Consider the following 13,594-nt stretch of genomic DNA (forward strand, 5'->3'; position numbering starts at 1 on the left):
TATCGTCACGGCGTTCCGGCCTGACAGGGAAGGCGACGCGCATGCGGTGGATTCGGGGTTCGTGGCTGGTGCTCTCCTTCGTCGCGGGAGGGTGCGCACCGCTCGACCTGACCGCCCTCAAGCCGCAGGCCCCCGCACGCTCCCGCGTCGTCGCCGAGCCTCCGGGCGCGGCGTGTGCGTCTGGTGGGAAGGCCGTCCAGACGGGGCTGGACCTGGACGGGGACGGCGTCCTCGCGGACGCGGAGGTCACGAGCACCGAGTACCTCTGCGCGGACGCACCCACGCAGGTGCTGGTGCGGACCTCGGAGCTCGCCCCTGGCGCCGTGTGCGCGGAAGGGGGCCGGCTGACGCAGGCGGGGCTCGACCTGGACGGCGACGGCGTGCTGGACGACGCCGAGGTCACCCGCGAGGTCCCCGCCTGCACGCGCGCCTCGGCCATCGTCACCCGGACCCGCCCGGTGACGGACAGCACCTCCTGCCTGTCCCCCGCCACCGTGCTGGAGGCGGGCGACGACGTGGACGGCGACGGCGTGCTCGACACCGCCGAGGTCCAGGCCTCCCATCACTTCTGCCTCGTGGACAGTGCCCTCTTGCGCATCCAGGTCCAGCCCGAGCCGGCGGGCGGGGCCTGCGGGCGGCCCGGCATGCGCGTGGAGGCCTTTGGAGACATCGACAACAACGGGCAGCGGGACCCCGACGCGGAGGCCCTGACCACCCTGCTGCTGTGCCAGCCCGCGCGCGTCTACAGCGGCGGCCCGTACGTGGTGACCACCGCCGAGGACCTGGCGGGGCTCCGGGGCGTCACCCGCGTGGACGGGGACCTGCTCATCCACAGCGAGACCCTGACGGACCTGGCCCTGCCGGAGCTGTCCGCCGTCATGGGCGCCCTGACCATCCAGGCCAACCCCCAGCTCACCCGCGTGGCGCTGCCCGGGCTGAGGTTCGCCGGGGAGCTGTGGCTGGATGACAACGCGGTGCTGTCCACGGCCACCGTGGGAGACCCGGCTGGCCGGGTCCACGTGGACCGGAACCTGTCCGTGCGGGGCAACCCCGCGCTCCCGTCGCTGGACGGGCTGCGCGCGCTGACCCCGCGCCGCTGGCTGGGCGTGGCGGACAACGCGCTGCTGGAGACCTTCGAGTTCCCTTCCGTGGACAGCCTCCCGGATGGCCTCAGCGTGCAGGGCAACCCGCGGCTGCGCACGCTGTCCATGCCGTTCCTCGAGTCCGCGGGCAGCGTGTCGCTGAGCCAGAACGAGGCCCTGGAGTCGCTGTCCGGCCTGTCCAGCCTGCGCACCGTCGAGCACCTGTCCATCTTCTCCAGCGGGAAGCTGACGACGATGCAGGGATTCGACACCCTCCTGACCGCGAGCTCCATCACCATCGCCCGGAACCCGAAGCTCCAGACCACGGAGGGCTTCCCGCGCCTCATCCGCGCGGGCGCGGTGACCATCGGTGACAACGCGGTGCTGGAGTCCACGGGCGGCATGCCCGAGCTGCGCACCGTGTCCGAGCTCTTCACCGTCCGGAACAACGCCCGGCTGAAGTCAGTGACGGGCCTGGACCACCTGGACTCCGTCCACACCCTCCTCGTGGAGCTGAACCCGCGCCTCACCGACCTGGGCGGCTTCGGGCGGCTGCTGCGGCTGGACCGGCTGTCGGTCCGCTACAACAACGACCTGCGAGAGCTGAACCGGCTGGAGGGGCTGCGCTACCTCCAGTTCCTCACCGTGACGGACAACCCGTCCCTCCAGGAGCTGGGCCTGCACGGGCTCCAGGCCGTGGAGGGAGGGTTCAACGTGGCCAACAATCCCCTGCTGCCCGCGTGCAGCGCGCGGGAGCTGGCCGACCGCGTCTATTCAGGGATGGAGATGCGCGTCATCAGCGGCAACGACGACGCGGCCACCTGCCCCAACCCCTAGGCCCCGTCAGCTCGCGTTGCCCTCCACCCGCGACTGGAGCACCGCGCCCAGCACGTCCGCGGTGTCCTCGCGCAGCCGCGACAGGTGCGTGTAGAGCACGTCCTCCACCTGGGCCACCGCCTCCTTCGGCGCGCCGGCCTCGCGCAGCCCCGCCAGCACCGTGTACGCGGCCACCGCCAGCGGCCCCACGTAGCCGCGCGACTCCTCCCAGAACTCCTCGAAGCACGGCACCGCCTCCCCCGCCACCACGCGCGCGAGCCGCCCCAGGCACGCCTCCCAGTAGGCGCGGTGCGCGTCCCGGGCCGCGTCGTCCGCGAACGGGCCCTGGCGCAGCTCCAGCCGCGTGCCGTCTTCCCCTGCTCCGGTCGCGTGGAAGGTCAGCTCCGCCCGGGTGCGCCCCGGCGGCACCGGCCCGCCGCCCTCCCAGTCCATCTCCAGCGCCAGGAACCGCCCCGGCTCCACCTGCACGATGCAGCCCACCTGTGAGAACGCCCGGCCCGCCGAGTCCCTCAGGCCCACCCGGTAGGGCTGGCCCAGCGCCCCGGGGTCCGGCGCGTGCGTGCGGTAGCAGCCCGGCGGCGCGCCGAACCAGCGGCGGATGAGCGCGGGCTCCGAGAACGCGGGGAACACCGCATCCGGCGGCGCGGGCAGCTTCCACTCCAGCGTCAGGTCGCTCACGCCCGCACCCCCGAACGCGTGCGCAGTTCGAAGCGGGGCACGTTCGCCAACTGCGCCTCCGGCGCGCGGTACTGCTCCACCACCAGGCTGATCCGCGACTCCCGCATCGACTCCGCGCCGGAGGTGATGGCCTCCACCTCATGCAGCAGGTCGCCCCGGAACATCACCAGCGCGTTCTGCTGGGGCTTGAGCTCCGCCACCTGACCTCCCCGGTGATACAGCCGCAGCGCCCCACCCCGGAGTTCCTTCGGAACCTGGACATACAGCACGCTCACCGCCACCGGGCAGCCGATACTCGGGCCGTAGAATTCAAGACTCCGGTCGATGTGCGCCGCGACGTTCCGGCCCTTGCCCACCAGCAGCGGGTTGAGCAGGAAGGCGTTGCACTCCGGCAAGAGCGTCTTGGCCAGGTACGGCGCGAACGCCGGGAAGCGCTCGTGGACCTCCGGCAGCGCGTCCCGGCGGAACGTCAGCGAGAAGCCGTACGTGCCGGAGAACTGCCCCGACAGGTTCGACTCTCCCAGGAGCGACGAGCCCAGGATGGCCGAGCGGATGGAGGCCATCGTCTCCTCTGGGAGGACGTCCGGAGTGCGGTGGAAGAAGGTGTCGAGCCGGAAGGCTCCACCCCACGGTGGCTGGAAGCGCATGGCCCCGGAGTCTACCCAGCCACGCCGCGCTGCCCCATCCCCCGCCGCCACTCGGGCGGAGGCCCTCCACGCCCCCACGCGCAACACAACGCGTCAATCCCTGACAGCACAGCGCGTCAAGAATGACATCAATTTCTCTTATTTATCATTTATCACGCCAAAGCCGAATTCTCCGGCCTCCCACCTTGCGACTCCCGGGCGTTCAGACTTTCTTCGGCCAAGCTACGAAGTCCCCTTCGCAGCGCTCGCCGTCCCACGCCCCATCCACCCCCACAATGGAGTTCGCAACCATGAGCCGAAGCAGACTCACGGGAATCGCGCTCGCATTCCTGGCCGTCAGTTGTCTGGCGGTGCAATCCGCAGAAGCCGCCACGTATGGCGTCACGCCATCGGGCTCCTCCGCCGTCTTCTACGTCGACACGACGGACTGGGCGGACATCCACTACGTGCTCAACGGCGGCGGACAGCAGAACATCCGCATGACGGTGACGGGAGGCCGCAACCAGTACACCGTCACGGGCCTGAGCACCGGCAACACCATCGACTATTTCTTTACGTACTGGGACGTGTCCTGTGCCTGCGCGCGCGACACGACCTGGACGCGCTACACGCATACCGGCACGGGCGGCGGTACGGACGCGGGCACGGGCACGGACGCGGGCACCGGCGTGGACGCCGGTCCTCCTCCCAACGGCGACGCGGGCCCGGTGGTGCCGCTGTTCACCAGCAGCACGGCGCTGGAGGCGGCCACGGTGGAGAACACCTCCACGGCCCTCATCACCCGCGTGGGCGACCGCGTTCGCGACCGCCACATGCGCGAGGACCAGTACCAGGCCTACGACCACTACCTGAAGCTGTACTTCGAGAAGCGCACCCACTGGATTGAGATCGTCGACCAGGTCGCCAAGGGCGGCAGCGTCATCACGGTGAACCTGTACACCATCTATCCGTATGACTCGCCGGACTTCCGCGCGTTCTTCCGCGGCATCAACACGGTGGCCGAGTACTGGCACAACGCGGACTTCGTGAAGGTCAACGACTACAAGTACACGTCGTCGGTGAACTTCAACGCCAAGGAGGGCCGCGCCATCCGCAACGGTGACCGGATGGAGCTGGAGGTCGGCGTGTTCCTCCAGCAGCCGGTGGAAGGCCGCTTCAACTACTACTCCACGACGATGCTCTACATCGTGGGCCAGGGCGGCATCGTGCCCTTCGAGGGCCAGGGCAGCCTGCGCGACTCCTTCCCGCTGCCGGAGAAGGCCTGGTCGGGCGGTCGCGGCACGCTGCACACGCCGTTCTCCAACGAGCCGGACAACCGCTTCCTGCAGATGGCCACCAACATGGCGCCGGTGAACGCGCAGCCCTTCGTGGAGGGCCGCCGCCTGCACCACACGAACTTCCGCGACGGCAGCCACTCCGAACCGGACAACCCCATCTTCACCGCGCACGCGAACAAGCTGGGCAACAACTACGTCAACGTGTCCTGCATCTCCTGCCACAAGCAGAACGGCCGCGGCCTGCCGCCTGGCACCACGAACACCACGCTGGAGAACTACGTGGTGAAGGTGGGCAAGGTGAACAACGGCGTGGTGTCCGTGGACCCGGCGCTGGGCTTCCGCCTGCAGCCGCGCGCGGTCAGCGGCACGCCGGAGGCGGACGTGCGCATCGGCAGTTGGACGACGACGGCGAGCGGCACGCTGAACGGCGGCACGGCGTACAGCCTGCGCAAGCCCAACTACAGCTTCCTCAACGTGACGCCGACGAACTTCTCCGCGCGCATCTCGCCGCAGCTGGTGGGCATGGGCCTCCTGGAGGCGGTGCCGGAGTCGCAGATCGCCGGCCTGGCGGATCCGAACGACGCGAACGGCGACGGCATCTCCGGCCGCATGCAGACGGTGAAGGACCCGGAGACGGGCGTCACCCGCATGGGCCGCTTCGGCTGGAAGGCCGGCACCGCGCGCGTGAAGCACCAGGTGGCCGAGGCGCTCAACAGCGACATGGGCGTGACGACCAACGTGTTCAAGACGCAGGACTGCGGCTCGTCGCAGCAGGGCTGCGCGGGCACGAGCACGGAGCTGGGCGACAGCGAGCTGGACAAGATGACCCGCTACATCGCCCTCCTGGGCGTGCCCGCCCGCCGCGACCACTCGGACGCGACGGCGATGCAGGGTGAGACGGTGTTCAACAACGCGGGCTGCGCGAAGTGCCACGCGCCCACGCTGACCACCAGCCAGTACAGCGCGATGGCCGAGTTCCGCGGCCAGACCATCCACCCGTACACGGACCTGCTGCTGCACGACATGGGCGCGGGCCTGGCGGACAACCTGCCGGAAGGCCAGGCCTCCGGCTCCGAGTGGCGCACGGCCCCGCTCTGGGGCATTGGCCTGACTGCGGGCGTGTCCGGCGGTGAGGCGTACCTGCACGACGGCCGCGCGCGCAGCGTCACCGAGGCCATCCTCTGGCACGGCGGCGAGGGCGAGGCCTCCAAGCAGGCCTTCGTGAACCTCAGCGCCGCGGACCGCAACGCGCTCTTGAAGTTCGTCAACTCGCTGTAAGGCGGCAAGCCGGCTTCAGACACAGACGCCGGGCGGGAGGGGCCACCGGAGCCCCTCGCGTCCGGCGTCGCGCCGTTTCAAGCCTGCCCGCCTGGTGCGCCTCCGGGCGCTTCGGGGTCCCTGGAGGCCATCCCATATTGGTTCCAGGGGAGGAGCCACGGGATGGACGAACAGGGAGCAGTGGAGGCCGCGCCGAGGTTCAAGAGCGGGACCCCCTACCTGGACGAGATCCTGTGCGGAGGCTGGTTGCGTGGCGGGCTGTACCTCATCGCCGGGCCGCCAGGCTCCGGCAAGACGACGCTCGCCAACGAGATGTGCTTCCGCGCCGCCGAGGCGGGTGACAGCAGCCTCTACGTGACGCTGCTGGCGGAGACCCACGAGCGCATGCTGCTGCACCTGCGCTCGTTCGAGTTCTTCCACAAGGACTCGGTGGGCACCCGGGTCCACTACATCAGCGGGCTGCCCTCGCTCCGGGAGGGCGGGGGGCGGGCCTTCGTCGACATGCTGGTCCGCACGGTCCGGGAGCGTGATGCGCGGCTGCTCATCGTGGACGGCCTGATGGTCTTCAAGGACCGGCTGCGCCCGGACGAGGACCTGCGCGAGCTGCTCCAGACGCTCAGCGTGCGGCTGTCCGCCCTGGACTGCACGACGCTGCTGTTGAACACGGAGACCCAGAAGGGCACGGGCCCCGAGTTCGGCGTCGTCGACGGCGTCGTGGCCATGAGCGCGGACCTCATCGGGCTCAAGGCCACGCGCGGCATCGAGGTCACCAAGTTCCGCGGCAGCAACAACATCCCGGGCCGGCACACCTTCCTCATCGACGAGAAAGGCGTGAGCATCTACCCGCGCTTCGAGGCGGTGATGCGCGACACGCCCCGCAAGCTGGCCGACCCGCGCCACCGCAGCCGCTGGGGCATCGAGGGGCTGGATGCCATGTGCTCGGGAGGGCTCGTCACCCGGTCCTCCACGCTCATCATGGGCAGCCCCGGCAGCGGCAAGACGCTCATCGGCATGTCGTTCCTGTTGGAAGGGGCACGCCAGGGAGAGCCGGGGCTCTACTTCGGCTTCGCGGAGAGCGGCGCGCAGCTCACGCTCAAGTGCCACAACGTGGGGCTGGAGCTGGAGCCGATGCAGCGTCAGGGGCTCTTGCGGCTCGAAGCGCGCGCGCCGGTGGAGACGCTGCCCGACGCGATGGCCCAGGAGCTGGTGGAGCTGGTCGAGAAGCAGGGCGTGAGGCGGCTGGTGCTGGATGGCCTGGAGCCCTTCGCCAAGGAGGCCATCGACCCGGAGCGCACCACGCGCTTCATCACCGCGCTCATCAACGCGATGCGCGAGCGTGACGTCACCCTGCTCATCACCCAGCAGACGAACGACATGTTCGGCCCGGAGCTGCACTCGCCCATCCGGGGCATCGAGGCCATCTGTGACAACCTGGTGTTCCTGCGCTTCTTCGAGCTGCACGGCGAGCTGCACCGGCTCATCACGGTGCTGAAGATGCGCGACAGCACCAACGACCCCTTCCTGCGCGAGCTGCGCATCACGAACGAGGGCCCCCGCGTCGGGGAATCCTACGTGGCGCTGGAGGCCATGCTCACCGGCCAGCCCCATGCGCGTGTCCAGGGGACTGGCGTCACCGGCCCCGGCCGGAACAGGGAGGACGGGTGATGTCACGCATCCTCGTGGTGGAGGATGAGGAGACCCTGGCGGACGCCATCCAGGACGTGCTGCAGGACGCCGGCTTCGAGGTGCAGGTGGCCCGCAACGGACTGGAGGCCTTGCGCAAGATGGAGGCCGGCGTGCCCGACGTGCTGCTGCTGGACCTGATGCTGCCGCTCCTGGACGGCCGCGGGCTGCTCACGCGGATGCGCGACCAGGAGCGACTGCGCGAGCTGCCGGTGGTGGTCATGACGAGCGCCAGCCGCAAGGCGCTGGGCGAGCATCCGGTCCGCTCGTTCCTGCCGAAGCCCGTCACGGCCGTGGGGTTGCTCAAGGCCCTGAAGTCCGTGCTCCCGGGTGCGGAAGGGTGAGGCCCCACATCCCCGGACGCCACCTGACACCCGGGTGGCCCGGGTCACTGCGCACGGGCGCACGGTCGGCGTCCGCGATGCGCGATGGCGGACAGGTGCGGAGGAGTCCCCACTCCCGGCCTCGTGAAGCGTTCCGACATTTCCGGTGACCCTTTCCCGGAGAACGCCCATGGCGCATCGTCCCGCCCCTCCGCCGCCGCTTTCCGACAATGACATCCAGGCGGAAACGGTGGCCTTCATGGATGCACGGGGACACTGGCTGACCGCCGTCGCGGCGCGGCGGGTGGCGGCGGTGCGCGAGTTCTTCCGGCAGCACGCCCACCTGCGGCGCGACTTCCTCCGGGAGCGTGCCGACGAGGAGCGCCGGGAGGGACGGCTCGCCCTGGAGCTGTTCTCCCGCGCGGCCCAGCGCGTCCGGTGGCTGCTCACCACCGGGGACGGCCCCAGCACGCGCATCCATGGCGCGGAGGCCGGACGCGACCTGGGCCTGCTGTTCGCGGGCACGGACTCCGGACTGGATGGCCTGGCGTCGGAGCGGGAGCAACGCTGGAACCTCAACCACCCGCACCCGCTTCCATCCACCGGCTTTCGCGCGAGCCGCCCCGATGAGGCCTCGACGCAATACCTGGCCTTCTACGCGATGTTCGGCGCCTCCAACGAGCGATTCCCCGAAGAGCAGCTGAACAGGCTGATGGGCACGCTCAGCGACATGGGCCCCCCGGATGATCAGAACCTGGCCTGGGACGGCATCGACCTGGGGCGCCAGTTGGGCGATCCCCGCTTCGACGTGAACGCCTGGCTCTGGAAGACCGTGGGGGACACAGGCCAGGTTCCCCAGGCCGCCGAGGCCGTCGCGAGCTAAGGGCCTGGCGTCAGCGGCAGCAGGACGAGCTCCTTGGGGTATTTCTTCGGGTCGTCGGGTTTGCCCCAGGGGATTCGCACGTAGGACAGCCAGCGGCCATCGGGCGACACCAGGGGGGCGCGCACGCCGTGGTCCTCGGACTCCAGGGGCAGCTTCCAGCACCTCCACGGGCGCACCGCCGTGCACAGCCACGGTGAGCGTTCGTTCTTCGGCGCGTGCAGCAGGAACCCGCCCTCTCCCAGCAAGGCGGATCCTCCGCCAGCGCGCGCCGCGAGCACCAGCTCCTCCACGGTGGGCGCGCGCGTGCGCACGGGGCCCGCGTCCTCGGGGGCTTCGATGACCTGGAACTCCGGGGCCAGCTCGCCGCGCGAGGTGTCCGCGAACAGCGAGGCCCGCGATGACAGCGGCAGGGCGTCGCGCAGCTGTTCCGAAACGGGAACGGTGCGGCTTCCCACCGGGTAGCAGCGGGTCTGATACTGCGACTTCAGGAGCAGGTCCTCTCGCGGGAACGGGCGGTCCTGCCTGGCCACCACGGGCCCCCACTCGCGCGCCGCCGGGTCGTAGCAGCGCACCTGTGCGCCATCCGGCTGGACATGGCACAGGGTGCCCTCCCGCCAGTACAGGTGGGGCTGGCGCTCCGGGGGGATGCTGGGGACGAACGGCACCTGACCGATGACCTCCGCCTTGCCCTTCGCGATGCTCAGCGGAAGCGGACGCGTGGCGGCCTGGAGCCGCTGCTGGAGGGCGCGCATGCCGTAGCGTTCGGCGCAGGCGCCGTCGGTCTTCAACGGGCCATGCAGCTCCGGGTGGACCCCTTCCGCGAGCGCCCGCCGGGCGGAGATGGCCTCCAGCGCCGTGGAGAGACAGCCCATGCGGGAGATGCGCACCTCTTCCTTCTTCGCCCCGAACGAGGCGTCGCGCGCGTCGTCATTCATCTTCACCAGCCGCGCGAAGGCGGCCAGGGCCTCGCGGGCGGAAGCATCGTCGCGGGCGAGCAGCGCCTGGAGGCGGGCCTCGGTCTCCGGCGCCAGGTCCCAGCGCACCGCGCCGAACGCCCCCATGTTCGAGGCCAGCGTCAACGCGGGGACGTCAGGCACGCCCGCCATCCACAACGACAGACGGCCCGGCTGGCAGCGCATCTTCACCTCGCCTTCGGCGGACGGACCGTCCCCGGCGACGACGAAGCCGCCGCGGATGAACTCCAGACCTCCGGGCGCGGACAGCTTTTGAGACATCCGCACTCCGTCGCCGCGGCAGGAGCTCTCAGCGCCGAGGTCGTACGGCGTGACCCTGCGCCACGTCTCCAGTTCGAAGGGGATGCGCGGGTCCTGGCCCAGGTCGCAGGCGATCCGCGTACGGAAGACGCGTTCGGCGGCGTCCCACTTCAGCGGGGGCCCTTCCCAGGCCAGCTTCTGCATCACGACGTCCGTCCGCACGAGGCGCGGTTCCTTCGAAGCGAACACGCGGGGCGCGACGTACGGGCCCAGCACCAGGGAGCGCACGACCAGCGTCTGGGTCTTGCCCTCCGAGTCCACCTTGCCCGGCTTGGGACGGCGCATGTAGGCGACCCACCGGCCGTCCGGGGACACGCGGGCCTCCGACAGGTCCTGGCTGCTCTCCTCCTGGCCCGGACCGTCCCATTGGAGGGACCAGCACCTCAGGGGCCTGCGCACGGAGCAGAACTGCTTGCGCTCCTCGTCCAGGATGAACCGGCCTTCGGCGAAGAGCCGGGAGCCGGTGGACGCGCGCATCGCCTTCTTCAGCTCCTCCGCTTCCGGCGCGCGAAGGCGCGGAGGGCCGTCCCCTTCAGGGACCTCCAGGACATGGGCCTCGTGGGTCGTGCTTTGCCAGTACAGGACGGCCCGGGGAGACAAGCGCAGGACGGGGTCATACCGGTCGGGAGGCCGGACGTTCCGGGTCCCCAGGGGAATGCCGCAGGCCCCCGCGCGAGCGGTCCAGGTGGACGGGGCACCCCGGTCCAAGGGGACCGCCTTGCTCCAGCGCCGCGCCACGGGGTCGTAGCAGCGCATCTGCTTGCCGGTGTCCTGCTGCGCCACGCACAACCGTCCCTGGCGCCAGAACAAGTCCGAGTCCACGAGCGAGCCGGGCTGGAACGGCGACCTGGATGGCTGGACCTCGCCGAGCTCCTCGGGAGCGCCTGTCTCCAATGGCGGCCGGTCTTCCTCCGGCTGCGGATCCACCATGACATCGAGAGGGGCGTACTCGGCCGGGTCACCCCCCGAGGCCAGCTCGACGCGATACCGGGCGCGCACGAGCGCGGCGGCCAGCCCCGCGACGCTGTCCGCCTCCAGGTTCGCGTCACGACCGTACAGGCGGGAGGGAACGCCCTTGCCGGCCAGGAGGTCCAGCTCCTCCAGTGCCCGGCGGTCCCCGGCGTCGTCGCGGACCAGCAGGGGCAGGATGCGGGCTTCGCTGTCCCGGGACACCCGAAACTTCACGGAGGCGGAGGCGGCGCCGATACCGATGGGCTCCAGCCGCAGCAGGGGGGCCTCGGGCACGCCCTCCACGGACAGCTCCAGCCGCCTTGCCTCACAGCGGACGCGGATGCGGGGGCGCGGGGGAGGCGGCGGCAGTTGGGTGCCAGGAGCGTCATCCACGATGCGAAAGCGGCGCTCGACGTGTGAGCCATCCGGCAGGGACAGCTTCTGGGTGATGACCGCCTCCGCGGGCTGGCAGGAGGCCGGCCTGGCCTGGGTCACCTCCACGGACTGGGAGACGGTGATGTCGGGCGTCTTGCCCAGCCCCAGGTCGCAGGCAGCGGACTCCGTGAGCTTGGGAGGAAGTGCCTTCGCCTCCGCGAAGGTCCGCGGCTCGGCGGCGAGGACCACGCCCTGCGACGGTGGCTCCGCGGCGGAGGTCCGGGCCGAGGACAGGGTCAGCAGGAGCCCCAGGCACCACCCACGAACGATACGAAAGTGCATGTGTCCCGGACCGTAGCAGCAGGTCATCCTCCGCCGTCCAGGGAGGGGAATGCACGCTGGCGCACCGTCACCGCACATCCCGGTAGCCAGCACACGCGCGTCACGCCACGCTGGCCCTTCCGTGGACGACACCCGCCTTCCCGACCCCGAAGCCCTCCGCCCGCTGCTCACCGACGCGCTGACGCTGCCCGCGCTCCAGCCGCATGGCCCGCGCCTGGAGCGGCTCCTGGAAGACTACGCGCGGGGCATGGCCCGGAAGGACGCGCCGCTCGTCGTCGCGCTGGTGGGCGCCACCGGCGCGGGCAAGTCCACCCTGCTCAACGCCCTCTCCGGCCAGAACCTCTCCCGTGAGGGCGTGGACCGCCCCACCAGCACCGTCTCCACCCTCTTCGCGCCGGAGGGCACGGCCACGGACGAGCTGGCCCGCACCGGCGCGCGCGTCGTGCGCTACACGCCCGGGCCCCAGGGCCTGTGGAGCGGCCAGGTGTTCATCGACACGCCGGACCTCAACAGCGTGGCCACGGCGCACCGGGATGTCGCGCGCGCCGCGCTGGACAAGGCGGACGTGGCGCTCGTGGTCATGCACCGGGGCAGCGTCGCGGAGGCCACCCAGGTGGAGTTCCTCAGCGAGTTCGCCCGCCGCCGAGCGCTCGTCTTCATCCTCAACTTCGCGGACGAGCTGTCCGCCGAGTCCCGCGACGCGCTGAAGTCCCAGGTCCGCCGCGTGGCCACCCAGCACTACGGCCTGGCCGCGGAGGACGTGCCCGTCTTCGCCATCAGCGCGCGCGCCGCGAAGGACGGCCAGGACGTCTCCGGCGAGTTCGGCCCGCTCCTCTTCCACCTGCGCGGGCTGGCCACCCAGGCCGTCGCCGCGCGCGTGCGCCACACCAACGCCCTGGGCGCGCTGGAGGAGTTCGCCAACACCGTCCAGACGGCGCTCAACGACACGGACGCGCTGCTCGCGAAGACGCGCACCGCGCTGGACGCGGGGCTCGCGCGCGCGGCGGAGTCGCTCCAGGCGGACTTCGACGCGCGGCTGTCCCTGGCCCACGGGCACCTGGCGTCGGAGGTCCGCCGGCAGGCCGCGGGCCGCTTCTGGGACCCCGCCGCGTGGGGGCTGCGCTTGTCCTTGTGGGGCGCGTCCGGGATGGGCGTGGGGGCGCTCGTCGCGCGCCGCAGCCTGCCCGCGGGGCTCGCGGTGGCGGCGGCCTCCACGGTGGTGGACGCGGTGAGGGACCGCACCCGCGCCCGCGCCGCGGAGGTGGCCGTGGTGGAGCCCTTCGAGGACGACTTCCTCGCGGAGTCCGCCGCGCGCACCGCCCTGGCGGAGGCGCGCAGCGTGGCGCGCACGCAGGGGCTGGAGGCGGAGACGCTGGGCGTTCCGGACGTGGAGGTGATGCTGTCGGAGCTGCGCGTGGCCCGGGCGGGGGCCTGGCGCTACACGGCCTCCACCGCCGTCGCGGAGGCCGTGGCCCGCTGGTGGCGCACGGCCCGGTGGCTGGTGTTGCCGCTCATCAACCTGCCCCTGCTGGCGCTGCTGGGGCACGTGGGGTACCGCGTGGTGCGCGGCTACGTCGAAGGCCCCCTGTTGCCGTTGGAGTACTTCCTCAACGCGGGGGCCTTCTTCGGGCTGCTCGCGGGCGCCGGAGCGCTGCTCGCGTCAGCGAGTCTCGTCGGAGCCGCTCGCCATGCGGGGAGAGCGGGCCGGAGCCGGTTTGTCGAGGCCCTCGCCGCCCTGGGCGGGAGGCTGGGAGAGGCCGTCGATGATGGCCTTGGCACCGGGCGGCAGGCCGCGCGACGCATCCTGGAGCGGATTCGCGCTGTCGGGTGACATGGACATCACGGCCTGGCCCGGCATGTGGACGCCGCCGTTGGAGGCCATCATCGGCTGCGCGGAGTCCTTGCACAGCGGCGCCGACACCAGCGTGTCACGCACCGGATCGCCATAGCCCACGATGCGCGCG

9 protein-coding genes are annotated in these 13,594 nt (G+C 71.2%); 6 read left to right on the forward strand and 3 right to left on the reverse strand.

Annotated elements, in window-relative coordinates:
* Positions 1-41 precede the first annotated feature (41 nt).
* Positions 42-1,919 (forward strand): DUF7151 family protein, encoded by a 1,878-nt coding sequence (locus ACX114_RS37215; RefSeq protein WP_459292374.1) that lies wholly within the window; start codon positions 42-44, stop codon positions 1,917-1,919.
* A 6-nt stretch (positions 1,920-1,925) separates the two neighbouring features.
* Here ACX114_RS37215 and ACX114_RS37220 read toward each other — a convergent pair whose 3' ends face one another.
* Both ACX114_RS37220 and ACX114_RS37225 read right to left on the reverse strand, forming a co-directional pair.
* Complete coding sequence (locus ACX114_RS37220) at positions 1,926-2,597, reverse strand: SRPBCC family protein (RefSeq protein WP_459292376.1); 672 nt, start codon at positions 2,595-2,597, stop codon at positions 1,926-1,928.
* Positions 2,594-3,244: a 2OG-Fe(II) oxygenase gene (locus ACX114_RS37225; RefSeq protein WP_459292378.1), complete on the reverse strand. Its 651-nt coding sequence runs from the start codon at positions 3,242-3,244 to the stop codon at positions 2,594-2,596. The genes ACX114_RS37220 and ACX114_RS37225 overlap by 4 nt, the downstream gene beginning before the upstream one ends.
* Before the next feature lie 290 nt (positions 3,245-3,534).
* On the opposite strand from ACX114_RS37225, the gene ACX114_RS37230 reads away from it, so the two are divergent.
* The 4 genes from ACX114_RS37230 to ACX114_RS37245 all read left to right on the forward strand — a co-directional run bounded on the left by ACX114_RS37230 (position 3,535) and on the right by ACX114_RS37245 (position 8,688).
* The gene (locus ACX114_RS37230) at positions 3,535-5,799 is read left to right on the forward strand and encodes a di-heme oxidoreductase family protein (protein ID WP_459292380.1); all 2,265 of its coding nucleotides are present in this window, start codon (positions 3,535-3,537) and stop codon (positions 5,797-5,799) included.
* Positions 5,800-5,961: 162 nt separating this feature from the next.
* Positions 5,962-7,464, forward strand: coding sequence for an ATPase domain-containing protein (locus tag ACX114_RS37235; protein WP_459292382.1), 1,503 nt, complete (start codon positions 5,962-5,964; stop codon positions 7,462-7,464).
* On the forward strand, positions 7,464-7,826 hold the full coding sequence (locus ACX114_RS37240; protein ID WP_459292384.1) for a response regulator: 363 nt from the start codon (positions 7,464-7,466) through the stop codon (positions 7,824-7,826). Before ACX114_RS37235 ends, ACX114_RS37240 begins: the two co-directional genes overlap by 1 nt.
* 169 nt (positions 7,827-7,995) lie before the next feature.
* Positions 7,996-8,688 carry a hypothetical protein gene (locus tag ACX114_RS37245; RefSeq protein WP_459292386.1) on the forward strand — a complete coding sequence of 231 codons (693 nt, stop codon included), beginning with the start codon at positions 7,996-7,998 and terminating at the stop codon, positions 8,686-8,688.
* On the opposite strand, the gene ACX114_RS37250 is transcribed toward ACX114_RS37245, so the two are convergent.
* Positions 8,685-11,630: a hypothetical protein gene (locus tag ACX114_RS37250; protein WP_459292388.1), complete on the reverse strand. Its 2,946-nt coding sequence runs from the start codon at positions 11,628-11,630 to the stop codon at positions 8,685-8,687. The genes ACX114_RS37245 and ACX114_RS37250 overlap by 4 nt on opposite strands.
* Before the next feature lie 121 nt (positions 11,631-11,751).
* On the opposite strand from ACX114_RS37250, the gene ACX114_RS37255 reads away from it, so the two are divergent.
* The gene (locus ACX114_RS37255) at positions 11,752-13,461 is read left to right on the forward strand and encodes a GTPase (RefSeq protein ID WP_459292390.1); all 1,710 of its coding nucleotides are present in this window, start codon (positions 11,752-11,754) and stop codon (positions 13,459-13,461) included.
* Positions 13,462-13,594: the final 133 nt, after the last annotated feature.

The organism is Corallococcus sp. M7, assembly GCF_054512695.1.

What these genes read in the sequence shown, in the direction of transcription:
- ACX114_RS37250 (WP_459292388.1), bottom strand. Translation starts at nt 11,630, where the DNA reads ATGCACTTTCGTATCGTTCGTGGGTGGTGCCTGGGGCTCCTGCTGACC.
- ACX114_RS37225 (WP_459292378.1), bottom strand. Translation starts at nt 3,244, where the DNA reads ATGCGCTTCCAGCCACCGTGGGGTGGAGCCTTCCGGCTCGACACCTTC.
- ACX114_RS37240 (WP_459292384.1), top strand. Translation starts at nt 7,464, where the DNA reads ATGTCACGCATCCTCGTGGTGGAGGATGAGGAGACCCTGGCGGACGCC.
- ACX114_RS37245 (WP_459292386.1), top strand. Translation starts at nt 7,996, where the DNA reads ATGGCGCATCGTCCCGCCCCTCCGCCGCCGCTTTCCGACAATGACATC.
- ACX114_RS37235 (WP_459292382.1), top strand. Translation starts at nt 5,962, where the DNA reads ATGGACGAACAGGGAGCAGTGGAGGCCGCGCCGAGGTTCAAGAGCGGG.
- ACX114_RS37230 (WP_459292380.1), top strand. Translation starts at nt 3,535, where the DNA reads ATGAGCCGAAGCAGACTCACGGGAATCGCGCTCGCATTCCTGGCCGTC.
- ACX114_RS37215 (WP_459292374.1), top strand. Translation starts at nt 42, where the DNA reads ATGCGGTGGATTCGGGGTTCGTGGCTGGTGCTCTCCTTCGTCGCGGGA.